The organism is Leptospira sp. WS58.C1, assembly GCF_040833995.1.
Taxonomy (GTDB): Bacteria; Spirochaetota; Leptospiria; order Leptospirales; family Leptospiraceae; genus Leptospira_B; species Leptospira_B cinconiae.
Window position 1 is genome coordinate 3,119,502 of sequence record NZ_CP162137.1, and the last position, 14,269, is coordinate 3,133,770.

The 14,269-nt window shown below is 41.4% G+C and carries 13 protein-coding genes and 1 pseudogene; 9 read left to right on the top strand and 5 right to left on the bottom strand.

Translation table 11 applies throughout. The annotated features are described in order from the left end of the window. Nucleotides 1–37: 37 nt before the first annotated feature. The 6 genes from AB3N61_RS14350 (at nucleotide 38) to AB3N61_RS14375 (ending at nucleotide 7,200) form a co-directional block, all read left to right on the top strand. A complete protein-coding gene (locus AB3N61_RS14350) occupies nucleotides 38–2,380 on the top strand; it encodes an ATP-binding protein (RefSeq protein ID WP_367897904.1) in 2,343 nt (780 codons plus the stop codon). 22 nt (nucleotides 2,381–2,402) lie between these two features. Continuing rightward, the gene (locus AB3N61_RS14355) at nucleotides 2,403–3,914 is read left to right on the top strand and encodes a response regulator (protein ID WP_367897905.1); all 1,512 of its coding nucleotides are present in this window, start codon (nucleotides 2,403–2,405) and stop codon (nucleotides 3,912–3,914) included. An 18-nt stretch (nucleotides 3,915–3,932) separates the two neighbouring features. Continuing rightward, complete coding sequence (locus AB3N61_RS14360; RefSeq protein WP_367897906.1) at nucleotides 3,933–4,922, top strand: phosphotransferase; 990 nt, start codon at nucleotides 3,933–3,935, stop codon at nucleotides 4,920–4,922. 1 nt (nucleotide 4,923) lies between these two features. Next, nucleotides 4,924–5,649: an NTP transferase domain-containing protein gene (locus AB3N61_RS14365; RefSeq protein WP_367897907.1), complete on the top strand. Its 726-nt coding sequence runs from the start codon at nucleotides 4,924–4,926 to the stop codon at nucleotides 5,647–5,649. Between the two features lie 393 nt (nucleotides 5,650–6,042). Further along, entirely contained in the window at nucleotides 6,043–6,609 is a 567-nt protein-coding gene (locus AB3N61_RS14370) for an RNA polymerase sigma factor (RefSeq protein ID WP_020770498.1), read from the top strand. Nucleotides 6,610–6,621: 12 nt separating this feature from the next. Next, on the top strand, nucleotides 6,622–7,200 hold the full coding sequence (locus tag AB3N61_RS14375) for a ClpP family protease (RefSeq protein ID WP_020770366.1): 579 nt from the start codon (nucleotides 6,622–6,624) through the stop codon (nucleotides 7,198–7,200). A gap of 3 nt (nucleotides 7,201–7,203) precedes the next feature. On the opposite strand, the gene AB3N61_RS14380 is transcribed toward AB3N61_RS14375, so the two are convergent. Next, nucleotides 7,204–8,103, bottom strand: a complete 900-nt coding sequence (locus tag AB3N61_RS14380; RefSeq protein WP_367897908.1) for a hypothetical protein — start codon at nucleotides 8,101–8,103, stop codon at nucleotides 7,204–7,206. A 669-nt stretch (nucleotides 8,104–8,772) separates the two neighbouring features. Further along, entirely contained in the window at nucleotides 8,773–10,113 is a 1,341-nt protein-coding gene (locus AB3N61_RS14385; RefSeq protein ID WP_367897909.1) for a glucose-6-phosphate isomerase, read from the bottom strand. Between the two features lie 135 nt (nucleotides 10,114–10,248). Here AB3N61_RS14385 and galK point away from each other — a divergent pair, with 135 nt between their 5' ends. The 3 genes from galK (at nucleotide 10,249) to AB3N61_RS14400 (ending at nucleotide 12,698) form a co-directional block, all read left to right on the top strand. Further along, a complete protein-coding gene (galK, locus tag AB3N61_RS14390; RefSeq protein ID WP_367897910.1) occupies nucleotides 10,249–11,427 on the top strand; it encodes a galactokinase in 1,179 nt (392 codons plus the stop codon). Between the two features lie 202 nt (nucleotides 11,428–11,629). Further along, nucleotides 11,630–12,049 carry an STAS domain-containing protein gene (locus AB3N61_RS14395; RefSeq protein ID WP_367897911.1) on the top strand — a complete coding sequence of 140 codons (420 nt, stop codon included), beginning with the start codon at nucleotides 11,630–11,632 and terminating at the stop codon, nucleotides 12,047–12,049. Nucleotides 12,050–12,059: 10 nt separating this feature from the next. Further along, on the top strand, nucleotides 12,060–12,698 hold the full coding sequence (locus AB3N61_RS14400; protein WP_020770292.1) for a uracil-DNA glycosylase family protein: 639 nt from the start codon (nucleotides 12,060–12,062) through the stop codon (nucleotides 12,696–12,698). Here AB3N61_RS14400 and AB3N61_RS14405 read toward each other — a convergent pair. The 3 genes and pseudogenes from AB3N61_RS14405 to AB3N61_RS14415 form a co-directional block, all read right to left on the bottom strand. Further along, nucleotides 12,670–13,428, bottom strand: coding sequence for a helix-turn-helix domain-containing protein (locus AB3N61_RS14405; RefSeq protein WP_367897912.1), 759 nt, complete (start codon nucleotides 13,426–13,428; stop codon nucleotides 12,670–12,672). The two genes, AB3N61_RS14400 and AB3N61_RS14405, sit on opposite strands and share 29 nt — an antisense overlap. Before the next feature lie 28 nt (nucleotides 13,429–13,456). Continuing rightward, nucleotides 13,457–13,591, bottom strand: a pseudogene (locus tag AB3N61_RS14410) (helix-hairpin-helix domain-containing protein); the annotation flags it as partial. A gap of 72 nt (nucleotides 13,592–13,663) precedes the next feature. Beyond that, nucleotides 13,664–14,239 carry a hemerythrin domain-containing protein gene (locus AB3N61_RS14415; protein ID WP_367897914.1) on the bottom strand — a complete coding sequence of 192 codons (576 nt, stop codon included), beginning with the start codon at nucleotides 14,237–14,239 and terminating at the stop codon, nucleotides 13,664–13,666. Nucleotides 14,240–14,269 lie beyond the last annotated feature (30 nt).

A 14,269-nucleotide genomic window follows, 5' to 3' on the forward strand; every position in this document is an offset into this window, starting at 1 on the left:
ATTTTATGATCTGGAATTCCGATATTATATACAATTCATGAAGAATCGGGAATTAGTTCTACTGTTAGAGAAGGCCTTCTTTCCCGCCCAGGAAGGGATTCTAATTTTAGAACCCGGCAGTTACAGTATACTCGGTTCCAATCCAAAGGCTTGTTCCATCTTGGGTTACGATCCTGATGGACTAAAAAAACTAAGCCTTAGCAATTTACTCGCTCGACCGGATAGTATCGGAAGTTACGGGAACGGAGCCGAGGAATTAGGCATCTCTCTTCTCTGGAATTTAAGAAAAAGGGACGGCACACTTCTTCTTGCCGATTTTACGATCAACGCTTTTTCCCAATCCCCTAACTCACCGTTAATTTTTCATATCTACCAAAGATCGGAGATCAGAGAGATAGAACTTCGATTATATTATCTACAGAGTATCTTGCGAAGTCTCCGACTTTTAAAACTGAATTTACGATCTCTCCGCTTAAGTTCCGAGAGTACATTATTTCAAAAAATCTGCGATACTCTGAAAGAAAATCCTCATTATAGTTTGGTTTGGGGTTTTTATAGAAGAGAAGACGGAACGGATCAAATACTGATTCAATCCGATCTGGATTCTAAGTGGAGAAAGAATTTAGAGATCGCTTGGGAAGAAAAAAAGTCCAAATCTCCATTCGAAACTCTTTTAGACGGAAAGGAACAATTTCATATTCATGAATTCGGTTCTAATCTGTATCCTGAATGGGAAGAAGCATTAGTCGCCAAAGATTTCAGAAGGTCCTTAAGTTTGATTATTCGCGAAGAAGGTAAAATTATAGGCGGGATCCAGATCATTTCAAGGGAGAACATGGCTTTCGATTCCGGAGAGAACTATTTGTATTTCGAGATAGTGGAAGATCTACTTTCTTCTCTGCAATATTTGCGGATCGAAAAACAAAGAAGAGAAACGGCAAAAATCCTACAATTCCAAGGGGCCCTATTAAATTCGCTGGAAGTCCCTCTTTTGTCGACGGATGACGAAGGATTTATCACTTATGTGAATAATAACATCAGTACCTTATTAGGTATTTCTAAAGAAGAAATCATAGGTGTCCAGGTAAGAGAACTTCTGAAATTGGAACCGGAAGCGATGGATATGATCCTTTTAGGTTCCAGAGCGGAGACCAGGATCACGATCCGAGGCAGACATGAAGTTCCTTTTTTATTAGCTTCTTCTTCCCTAAAAGACGATTATGGGAATAGGATCGGAACCATATTGCTTCTTTTGGATATTTCCGAGCAGAAGAAGAACGAAGAACTGATCCGAGCTTCCGAGATGAAACTCAGGAACTTATTCGCCTCCATGAATAATGGGATCGTAATATTGGATCCACAAGGCAAAGTGTTGGAAGTAGCCCCGATTCTGAAATTTTTCTTATTTCAATTCTTGAACGTGGATGTGGATGACGAATTTCCCTCTCTTTTCCCGGAAGAGGCTCAAAAAGGGATCATGATAAAATTAGAGGAATGTATCCGCACTCAAAGAGCGGCCTATTTCGACTTCTCCATGGTATTATTAGGAGAGGAAGAAAATTACTTTTCTATAAAGTTCCTTCCGCTCAAAAAATACCAGGACTTCCCTGTTGCCGCAATGTTAATATTCTCCGACGTGACACAGACCAAAATTTTGGATAGGCAATTGTACGAAACCGCAAAATTCGCATCAATCGGCGAGATCGCTGCGGGAATCGCTCACGAAGTAAATAATCCTCTACAATCCAGTTTATTATATCTGGAAGATCTATTAGAACATGAGGATCCGGATCCTATAGAAAGAAAAAAAGTATACAAAAGAATAGAAGGTGCTGCCTTGCGGATCAGAGATCTGATCAAAGGACTTTTGGATCTAGGAAGAAGGGCTCCGAGAAAAAAGGAACTGGTCTCTCCTTATTTTATTCTCCTGAGAGCATGCGAACTCATCGAGGTAAGTTGTAAAAAGAATGGAATCGAATTGAAACGAGTTACTAATCCGGAACTTCCTCAAATCCATGTAGCTTGGCAAGAGATCGAACAGGTATTGATCAACTGTCTAGTAAATGCAGTTAACGCGATTTCCGAAATGGAACATAAACCGGCAGTTCCGTTGATACAAGTTTCCGCACGAAAAGAATTATATTTGAACGGAGAGATGGTGAGTTTTACCATTCAAGATAACGGCCCCGGAATGAACGCCGAAGTCGCAGAAAAGGCTTTTTTACCTTTGTATACGACTAGGAGAACCAAACAGGGAACGGGACTCGGATTGACTATCTCTCAACGGATCATCACCGATCACGGCGGAACCATTCACTTGGAATCCAATCCTGGACAAGGCACCAAGGTCACCGTCCGAGTACCCGTAGGAAAGGTATGATGAACCTATTCATTAAAAATATATGACAAGGGAAAAAAATCCCAACGTCCTGATCATTGACGACGAAGCGGAAATCAGGACCGCTCTAGAACGTGTGATCTCCAGAGAAGGATATCATGTTTTTCTTGCCGAAGATTTCGAATCCGCAATGAGGATCGTAAGGGATTATGCGGTGGATATCGTAATTTCCGATATCCTAATGGGCGGCAAAGACGGGATCGAAGTCGCAAGAGAGATAAAAAAGTATAATTCCAATATTCCGGTCATTCTTATCACAGGCAATCCTCAACTGCATACTGCGGAAGAAGCTCTTAGAAATAAAGTATTCGATTATATTTCCAAACCGGTAAGTAGGCAAAATATCTTAGCGGCGTTGGAGAATGCACGCAAAGAAAAAGAAGACAGAGATAGAAAATCCAAAAAGATCATAAAGGCAGTTCGGGAGAAGACCCATCTCGCACAACAATCTAAAGATTTAAATTATCGTAATAGTTTGATTTTAGAAACTACCGGAGATTGTGTGATCACTCTGGACGAGGATCTGCTCATCCGAGGTGCAAACGAAGCCACAATCCGAAATTTCGGATATGAAGAAAATGAGATCGTAGGACAAAAGATCACACTTCTAATCTCCGAGGAAAACACGGATGCGTATCTGGAAAGGATCGCTCACTTAATGAGCCGTAAATCCGACCATAATATCGCCAGATTACATAACGCGGAATTGGTGAGCAGAAGCGGAGAAAAATTCAATTTTGATATTTCCGTATGTAGATACGAACTAAACGGTAAAACTTATTACACAGGGATAGCAAGAGATATCACTCAAAAGAATATTATCTCCGAAAAATTGATCGATGCGGAGAGAAGAGCATTTTTAACTACGATCGCCTCAAGCATTGGACATGAAATAAATAACGCACTTACTGCTATCCAAGGTTTTATAGAAGTTGCAAGACTACCCGACGCGGATGAACCGATCAAAGATAAGGCGATCTCCGTTACCTGGAATCAGATCACTAAATTAAAGAACCTGACTTTCAACCTGCTTCAACTCGGAAAACCGGGAGATACAGGCAGAGACAAAGAAACCTTAGACCTGAATGAAGTAGTGGAATCCGTAATTGAAGTTTTTAGAAAGACCACTCGTTTAAAATATTGTGAAATAATCTTTAACAGAAATCCCGACAAAACACCGGTTCATTCTAACGCGGACCAGTTAAGCCTTTTATTCTCTAATATCTTTCTAAATTCTGCGGATGCGACAGATAATAAAGGAAGAATAGAGATCTCCGTGGGAGAAAAAAATCATCATCCAATGGTCAAGATCAAGGATAACGGAGTCGGAATGAGCAAGGATATTTTGAATAAGATCTTCCAACCTTACTTTACGACTAAAAAAACAGGCCAAGGAACAGGCCTCGGAATGTTCGTGGCAAAAGAAATTGCCGACGTATTCGGCATCCGAATAGAAATCGATTCGGAGCCGGAAAAAGGTACCGAATTCCGCTTGGTCTTTCCGGACAAATTGTAGAACTAGCCATACGCGGCTATGAACGAAGTTTTAAGTGAGATAGATTTTCGTTTCCTCTCGATCGATGGAAACTTTCCGGAAAAAATCGACTCACTTACTCCGGAAGCCTCTGCACGTAGATATTATCGTGCAACATATCCAGACGGAACCACTAAGATCCTGTGCAAGGACCAAGTCTTTCAACATGACTTTCAAGAAGTGGGCCGTTTTTTAGAACACCACGGATTTAAGGTCCCTAAAATATATAAGACGGATGTGTTTAACAAGCTCATGCTTCTTTCCGACGAAGGAGATTTGGACTTAAGTTCCGTACAAGACGATGCGGAATATAGGAATCTTTTAGTAAAATCTTTGGAATTACTGGTTTCGCTCCAAAAAACCAGGCCAGAACCTCCCGTTTCGACCCGTGAATTCGACTATGAAAAGTTAAATTTCGAGAATAAGTTTACGTATTCTTCATATACCAATTTTTCCGAGATGTTCCGACTGAAGACCAAACTCAGACCGGAAGTCGTTTTTTTCCTGGAAGAATCTTCCGGATTTTTAGCGGAATATAAAGAGAAGGTTTTCTGCCATCGGGATTTTCACGCGAGAAACATCATGCTTTCCCCATCCGGAGAATTGACGTTGATCGATTTCCAAGACGCAAGAATGGGGACCCCGTTTTATGATCTTTCCAGTCTGTTATACGACGCTTATAGACCGATCCCGTTTGCCATGAGACAGGGACTCTTTCTTCTTTTTTTAAAACTGAGCGAGAATAGATTCAAAAAACCTAAAGAATGTTATTATTTGCAATGTTTACAAAGATCCTACAAGGCTCTTGGATCTTATTTCATGTTGGTGGCAGAGAAAAAACAGGACAAGTATAGAAAGAGTGTATCCAATTGCTTGGATAATCTACTGGAGATCGTGCAAGTGGGACTATTTCCGGATCAACTCTTCCTATTCTTTCATCTCTTAAAAAAAGAATTATCAAACAATACACTATTCTTGGAAAAACTCTAAGATGAAGGCATTTTTTCCATGCGCAGGTTTCGGGACCAGGATGGGAGAATGGACCAAATCGCTGCCTAAACCACTATTAAAAATCAATAATATTCCTCTCATTTATTATTCTCTGTTTCACGCCAAATCTTGGGGAGTAGACGACGCGATCCTTAACATACATTATTTGGGAGAAAAAGTAAAAGAAGAGCTAATAGGTTTTAAAGACTTCCAACTACACTTCTCCACGGAATTTCCTGAAATATTAGGAACAGGAGGCGGAATTCGCACTGGAATCGAAAAATTTTGGAACTTACAAGATGACTTTTTAGTTTTAAATCCCGATTTCATTCTTTTCCCGGAACCCGGATTTAATCCTTGGCCGAATCCGGAAGAACAAAAAACATTCGATTGTATATTATATTTAGCTAAAATTCCCGAAAATTCGAATTATACCGGTCTGAGTTTAAAGGACGATCTGATCCGATTCGAAGCGGGAGGATATTTTTATCTGGGACTTTGTTGGATAAAAGCTGAATGTCTTTCCGATCTGGAGCCGAACCGACCTTATGACCTAGCGGATACGTTCCGTCAACTTTCCGCTGAAAATCGCCTAGGCGGAAAAATTTTCCCCGGAACATTTTTGGATCTGGGAGAAAAGCAGTTTTACGAGAAATACAAGGATACCGATTTTTCGGACAGGCTTTCCAGCGAATGGAAGGAGTTTAGGAAGAGAATTTCTTCTTAAACTTTTTCGAACTCGCTAATTCAGCCTATTCATTATTTTCGCACGGAGAACACAAAGCACACAGAGTTTTTAATACGTTATTAATCCTCTGTGATCTCAGTGCCCTCTGTGCGAACTTAACCTTTGCGTCTTCGCGGCTCTGCGTGAGTTTATAAAGCACCAAATCGGGTCCGGGGGTTCGCAGGAAAAATATTCCCCGGAGAGGGGGAAGCGAAAGACGAGTGTAACTCGGCTGAAGCGAGGGGGAGACCTCCCCCGCCACATGTAGGAGTTCCAACACCTCGTTCAACACCACATTAACATCCTATCTAGACCAAGGTCAAGAGTCCCGAAAATGCAAAAATAGTTTAGATCCGTACACCCCAAAATGGAAACTGGGACCCTCTAACAGATATGCGCGATTTTAAAGTACTAGTCACAGAAGCTTCCAAAGGAGAAGAACCGGCTTGGACGGAGTTAATGACCCGTTTCGAAAAATACGTAAGTAGCCAAGCCGTCAAAAGAATCCGGGACCAATCCAAAGCGGAGGATCTAAGCCAAGAAGTATTTTTAGAAGCTTGGAAAGTCCTCCCAACGCTGAGGCAGCCGGAAGCGTTTCCGTTCTTACTCAGAAGGTTGGTACTGAAACATTCGGATCGTATCTTAAGAAAAAAAGATCTGCTTGGGACCGAATTAAATCCGGAAATCACCAAGGCCGCACCTCGTTCCGGAGATAGCTGGAGAACGGAAGTGTTAGATGCATTAGAAGAACTTCCTAACGAAGAGAAACAACTTTTGAACCTGAGATATTTCGGCGAGTTGAGCTACGAAGAGATCACCGAAAAAACAGGGATCCCGATCGGCAATTTGAAAAACCGTTTGAGAAGAAGTAGGGAATTATTACGCAGACAACTTTTGAATAAATCGGATAGAAAAGATTGGTTGGAAGTCCTACATGGACCTATGGCAATCGCTTCTTGATTGGAGAGTAGAATGACAGACACTTTAGTTGAACCGATCCAATTTCCGGGACTTCGCCTGGAGGACAACCAGCTCAAAGAGAGGAAAATTTTTCTTTGGGGACAAGTGGACGATCTTTCCGCAAAACATGTGGTGGAGCGTCTATTATATCTTTCTAATCAAGATCCGGAAAAGGATATTACTCTTGTAATCAACAGTCCGGGAGGTGCAAACACTTCCGGTATGTCCATTCTAGATACTATGGATCTGATCCCGAATGATGTGAGTACCGTTTGTATGGGACTTGCTGCAAGTTTCGGTGCATTACTTCTTCTTTCCGGGACAAAAGGAAAAAGGTTCGCGTTCCCACATAGCAGGATCATGCTACACCAACCTCATGTTCCGGGAACCTACCAAGCAAAGGCCACCGATATCGGGATCTTTGCTTCCATGATTGAAAGAGATAAAAAGGAGATCAATCGTATCGTTTCCGAAAGAACAGGTCAACCCTTGGAAGTTGTGGAAAGGGATACCGATCGGGATTTGTGGCTCACACCTTCGGAAGCAAAAATATACGGTGTGATCGACGGGGTATTGGAGAACTGGAAATAGGCATTATAATTTTAAATAGCCTGACAAACACCAAGCACAGACATCTTCCGTAAATGGAAGGTCTTTTGCCTTTGCTACTACGTCGGGTGGGACCGTATGGAAGAAGATCCGATCGTCGACCGACCTTCCGCAGATCTTACAAACCGAAATTTTCCAAGGGGAGATAGTTTCCCCGTCCTTCTCCGCTTGGGAATGGAATCGAAAAGGTCTTATATCCTCGTCGTTTTCCAACTTAGTTCTAAGAGAAAGATATTCTCCATCGAATCCGATCTCTAATCGGAAGACATGTTCTCCTTCCGCCGTATCGAATCTCAGAAGGTTCGGATCCAATCCTATTTCCTTAAATTGTAATATAGCTAATGCGATCCCTATCTCTCGCCCTTCTTCGTCGAAAGGATAATCTTCATAATATTCGGAAAGATCTCGGTAGGATTTTGCTCTGGAAAGATATTCCGTTAGAGCTTCTTCCGCTTCCGACGTAATAGGAGCCAGATTTGCGATCTCTAAAGAAACTCCTGAACCGGAATGGTAGATCGTAGTCCTAAGTATGGAACCTTCTTCTTTTAACCGATCCCTTAATTTTAACGGATTGGAGAAGTCCCAATTGGTCTCGAATTCAGCCTCTCTTTCGGTTAAGGATTCCGAACTGAGAGGATCCCAGCCTTTTTCCAAATAGTAAGAATTCCTACAATTCTCTTTGAAGGCCATTTCCAGGAGTGAATAAATAAGGGAAAGAGAAGGAGGAAGAATGTCCGTCTTTCGGTAATATTCCAAGCAGAACCGTAGATAATTCTCCACATTGGATTTATAATATTGCGAAAGTACAACTCCATGAAGGACGATCTTTTTTCCGAGTTCCATTCCTCGGATCAAACGTTCCTTTTTGGCTAATTCTATTTCCATCCGCTTACGGAGTTTTAGCTCCCCGCAAAAAGTATCGGGAGATTGGGGCCTCTGTCTGCCTTTTTTTATCGATCTATACCTGAAAAAGGAACCGATCCCAGGAAGGGCCTAGGGCCCAAAACCTGGGACCGGTTAAATTGGTGCTATATTGGATGGGAAAATATTGCGAAAACTGATCTCCGAAAATTCTATTTTGAGCGTGAAACTCAAGCAACGCTTGGTTGAAAGCAAAGTACGGCTAGAGCCATTTCTCGGCTTTCGAACCTTAGATTAGGAGTTTGAAGGTGGAGGAATATTCAGCAAATGCTGAGATAATAATTTATTGTGTTGGAATTGAAACCTATCCTGTCGGGAAATATCTGAGTTAGAGAGACCTGGGGTGTTTATTTCAGAAGTTAAAAAATCTCCCCAAACCATTTCCGAAGGATCGGTGGTTTCAACGAGATCGCTTAATTCTTCTATATCGGTCTCTTGTCCGATGATTGTCTGTGATTGTTCGGACTTCTTCCCGGGATAAGGGCTGTTGGATGATCCGGAATGCAGAAAAAATAATAGAGTAAATAGGGCTAAGGAAGCCGAAACGAACCTTAGTTTTTTTCCTCTTAGGACCATACTGATCTAATCCGAAACCTAAACGAATCTCTGTCAAGCGTTTAGAGATCCTTTTTCTTAGACCCCTTTTTTGCGAAGAGATTCCCTTAAATTTTCAAACCCTGGTTTTCCGAGTAATGCGAACATATTTTTTTTATACGCTTCCACTCCAGGTTGATCGAATGGATTTACACCCAATACATTTCCTGAAACTCCGCATGCTAATTCGAAAAAATACATCATTTGGCCTAAACTATTCGGGCCTGTGTCTGAAAATAAGATCTCCAAACAAGGTATTCCCCCTTCCGAGTGCGCCACAAGAGTACCAAGAAATGCCTGTAAGTTCACTTCTTCCAAATTTTTGGAAGCTAAAAAATTCAGACCATCCAGATCGTCGCCGTCTTTAGGAATTAAAACTTTTGCTGCGGTGTTTTTGGAATACAGTACCGTCTCGAAAATATTTCGTTCTCCTTCTTGCAGATATTGGCCAAGAGAATGTAGATCCGTAGTCAGTTCTACGGAAGCGGGAAAAATTCCCTTACCTTCTTTACCTTCGCTTTCTCCGAATAATTGTTTCCACCATTCTGTTAGAGTACGGATAGAAGGATTATAATTTGCGATCACTTCTATCTTCTTTCCGGAATTATAAAATAGATTTCTGTAAGCTGAATAAATGCAGGCGGTATTTTTATGAGGAGAAGTTTCCGAGATCAAAAAGTCGGCAGCTTCCGAAAACCCTTCCCAAAAAGCGAATATGTCCACTCCGGCGGCTGCGATCGGAAAAAGTCCGACAGGAGTTAAAACGGAATATCGTCCGCCTACATTATCCGGAATTGAGAAGGTGGTAAACCCCAACTCATCGGACATTTTACGTAATGCACCTTTAGAACTGTCGGTTGTTGCTACGATTCTATCTTTCGCCTTTGCACCGTATTTTTTTTTAGCAAGATCCCAAAGTAAACGAAATGCCAAAGCAGGTTCGGTAGTGGTCCCGGACTTGGAAACCACATTGATGGAAAATTCCCTTTTCTCTAGATATTCTAAAAGTTCAAAATGATAACGTGCATCTAAATGATGTCCCGCATAAACGATCTCGGGTGATCCCAAACTAGGAGATTTGAAATACGGTTTGGAAGCCTCTATCACTGCCTTGGTTCCCAGATAAGAACCTCCGATCCCGATCACTACGATCGTTTCGGATTGTTTTCTGAATCTTTGTGCCTCGGAATGAATTCGTTCTAATTCTGATTTTTGGATCTGTTGGGGAAGTCGCACCCAGCCTAAAAATTCGGAACCTGGAGATTTGCCGGACAAAAGATTTTGTAACGCAGAACCCGACTCTTTTAATAAGAGTTCGAAAGATTGGGGATCCGCAAACTCCGAGGCAAATCTATCGTTTATTTCTAAAGAAAAGGCCATCGGTATTCCTCAAAATCGGACATCCGAGACAAATTACTTATGTTAATTGGAATAGCAAGGAAAAACGAAATAATTCAACCTTCTAATTTTCCAAAATCCCTTGTAAGTATTTAGTCTTAGATTTTATTTTCCAGAATGACTCTTTCTATCCGAGAGAATCTTTCTTCTTCTCTTTCCCGTACTTTTACCGATACCCCTGACCTTGGTTCCATTCGTTTTTTCTCCGCCCCGGGTAGGGTGAATATCATAGGAGAACATGTGGACTATGCGGGAGGTCTGGTCTTTCCTGCGGCAATCGATTTCAGAACCCACTTCGCGATCCGAACGAATCAACTCGGACTTTTCAGATTGTATTCTTTGGATTTCCAATCCGAATTTGTAACAAAAGATGTAACCTATTCCGAAGAAAGACCTTGGGCAAATTATATCCTAGGAGTTGTTTCAGAGGCACGTAAATTAGGTTTAAATGTAGAAGGTTTCGATCTTACCTTTACGGGAAATATTCCCCAAGGTGCGGGACTTTCCTCTTCTGCAGCGTTAGAAGTTGGGGTGGCATTTGCACTTTCTAAAATTTTTCACTGGGACATCACCCTAGAAAAGATCGCATTACTTTCGCAAGCCGCGGAAAATCATTTTGTAGGTGTTAACTGCGGGATCATGGATCAGTTTGTGATCGCTGTGGCGAAACCTTCTTCTTGTATTTCTCTGAATACGGAAAGTTTGGAATATTCTTATCACAGTTTGGATCTTCCCGGTTACGAATTCTATCTGATCGATTCTCAGGTCCCGCACAGTCTAAAGGAAAGTGCGTACAATGACAGAAGAAAAGAAGTAGAATCCGCGACTTCGAAATGTAATAAACTCTCTCCCGAGGTGCGGACTTTAAGCCAGGCGGACTTCTCCCTTATAGAAAAAGCAGGACTGACTCCCAACGAATACAAAAGAGCAACTCATATACTGGGCGAAAGATCCAGGGCTCAAAACGTTATCCGCTCCTTAAAGGATAAAGATGCAGAGAAGGTCGGAAAAGAATTGTTCTCTTGCCATGAATCACTTTCCAAAAACTTCCAAGTCTCCTGCGAAGAAACGGATTTTATCGTAGAATGGTTCCGTTCTGAAAACGTATTAGGAGCCAGAATGATAGGGGGAGGTTTCGGAGGTTGTGTCCTAGTTTTGGACAAAGAAGGCAGATCTTCTTCCTTATTCTCTAAATTCGAAAAGGAATATTTCCAAAAATTCGGACTAAATGCTAAGCTCTATAAATTCTCTATCTCGGAAGGTGTAAGAGAAGACACTTACGGTCCGCTCCAATAATTAGACCTCATTAAAATATTTAGTCGGGGCCTCAAGAGTATAGGCCTTTGGGGACAGGCTCTTAAGAGATATATTCTTTGGTGTTAGAAACCGGGATAATGCATTCATCTCGCGAGAGCGTGCAAAAAACGGGATAAAATCCTTGCAGAAACCGCTAGTACTTCGATAGTCTTCGCATTCGGTAAAAATAAGCGACCACACTATGGCAGATACTCCTTGGAACCTGGACAGTAAAGATTTCGATCATGACGCACCTGAGTTAGGTGTATTTCTAGACAAGGACAATATTCCGGACGGTCTTCCCAAAGAAGCAGTGGTGGTAAAAATTTCGGGTGAGATCAATTTATATTCAGCCCAGATCATGAAAGAAAGATTCTTTCATCTACTCGATCGTGGATTCATTTATCTTTTAGTGAATATGGAAAGTGTGAAGTACATAGATTCTTCCGGACTGGGAGTTTTTATGGCAACACATTCCAGACTAGTCAAAAGCGGCAAGGGTGGAATTGCGGTGTTCTCCCCTTCTTCCCAAGTGAATAAAATTTTAGAACTTACCAAATTAAAAAGTCTGATCCGAGTCGGCAGTACTTCCAACGAAGCATGGAAACTTTTAGCGCCTTGAACCATTGGCGATGAACGATTCCAAAAAATTCAAAAACCATTTAGATACATTAATTCATTGCAGACTCTGTCCTGACATGGTGGGCAAACCGGTGCATGGCGGTATTCCCGGGGCAAAAATTATGAGCATAGGCCAGGCTCCGGGCATCCATGAAGAAAAATTCGGAAGACCATTCGCTTACACGGCCGGAAAAACCTTATTCAAATGGTTTTCTTCCATAGGAATAGAAGAAGAGATATACAGATCTAAAGTGAATATGGCTGCGGTTTGTAGATGTTTTCCTGGCAAAGCAAAAAGTGGAGATAGAAAACCGAATCCATTCGAAGTGAAAAATTGTTCCAGATATATTCGTTTCGAAGTGGAATTTAATCGACCTGAATTGATTATCCCGATAGGCAAATTAGCGATCGATCAATTAATGGAGGATCAAAAATACAAACTCGACGATGTCATCGGTAAAAAGTTTAAGAAAAACTTTTATGGAGTGGAATTAGATTGGATCCCTTTGCCTCATCCTTCCGGATTAAATGTTTGGAATCATTCCGCGGAAGCAAAGATACTGATCGCAAAATCCTTGGATTTGATCCGAAAACACCCCGCAATCAAAAGGGAATTTTTTTCTAAAAAGAAAGATCTAAGCCCGAATTAGCGTTTCGGCGAAACCATTGTTTTGGACTGAATCCTGTCTTCTTCTTAAATTCACGGATAAAATGGGCCTGATCGTAATATCCGGCCTCTAACGCAAGTTCAGTCAAGCTGGAAGAAGAATTATAAAATTTGAATATATTCCTAAAACGTATAAGTCCGGTATATTCCTTGGGACTTAAACCGACCCTGGACCTGAAACCTCGTTCTAAACTGCTTTGACTTATTCCCAAATCTTCCGCTAAACCTTTGATCCCGATCTCTCCCAGCGAGGATTTGATCCTAAGAACCGCCTCCCTTATGAATTTTTCCTTTTCTTCTTTTACAGGAAGAAGATGCCGAAATTTTTCCAAGGTGCGGGAAACATCCAGCCCTTTGTAATCCGCTTCTTCGCAGTCCGCCATCAATCTAGAGATTACCTCTTTGGGAAACAGATCTTCTAAAGACAAACTTGAATCACTAATCTGGTCCATCGGCACAGTGATCATTCTTGAAAGTAATAAAGGAGAAATATAAACTAAAAGTGATTTTGTATTTTTTTCGGAGAAGAATGTCCTTGGGCCTCTTAAGATCCCTGTGATCCCCGCCTTCGAAAGCTTCTTAGACTGCTTTCCTGAATGTAAAAAAATCCTCCCCTTTGTCTGGACACCAATTACACATTCTTCCCCTGGCAGAACCGTATAGGTTTCGGGAGATTCTTTATTGCTCCAAAAAATTCGGATCAGATCAGACAAGCTCTTTGTCCTTCCAGAACCGCCATTTCATTTTTTCCGGTTCTAATTTTGCAAGTTCCGCTTTGCTACGAACTCCCAAATTCCAAAGATCCTCCGCAATTACCTTGCCCACCCCGGGAAGAGTGCGAAATTCCTTTAATACCTCGGATTTATCCGACTTCATACAAAGAGCTTATAGGAAGTCGGCCCAAAAATCAAGCGACTTACTCGGTTTAAAAGAAACCAATCCCGCAGTTCAAGAATAGGTCTTTAACATTTCTTCGAACCTATTTTTGATCGGTGTTGGCACGTTCGGGATCAAATATTTGGCCCAAATTTTTAACTCCTCTCCTTGTAAAGAATTCATGATCTCTTTTTGGTGATCCTCCAATTCCGGATCTGAAAAGTACAAATGTAATCTTACTTGAGTTTCCTCTTCTTCCCTAGTCATATGAGAAAAATAATCCGTTTGGAACCGAATTAGTTTTATGTAAAATTCCTCCGAGTGGAACTGAACCTGTTCTATTTCCGCTAGGAAGCGATCTAAAAGAGATTCCAGTTCTTCTATCTTTTCTTCCAGATATCTATGCTCTTCTTTATCTTTGAGAGAAGTTTGAGGATCCTTTTTTTCCAAATGTCTGAGACTGACTCCTTCTTCGTCTCTTGCGTGTATTTTTAACATTTGAAAAACTTCTTTTCCTAATTCGATAAGCTGGAGTACATCTTTTGGATCGGAATAATCGGTCCTTCCCGATTCTTGTACTAATTTTGAGATCCCATAGCGGATGGCTTTATGAGGGAAATCGTATACTTTTTTACGGTTGGTTTGCATTTTACTCTCCGGTAATGAAGAGATACTAAA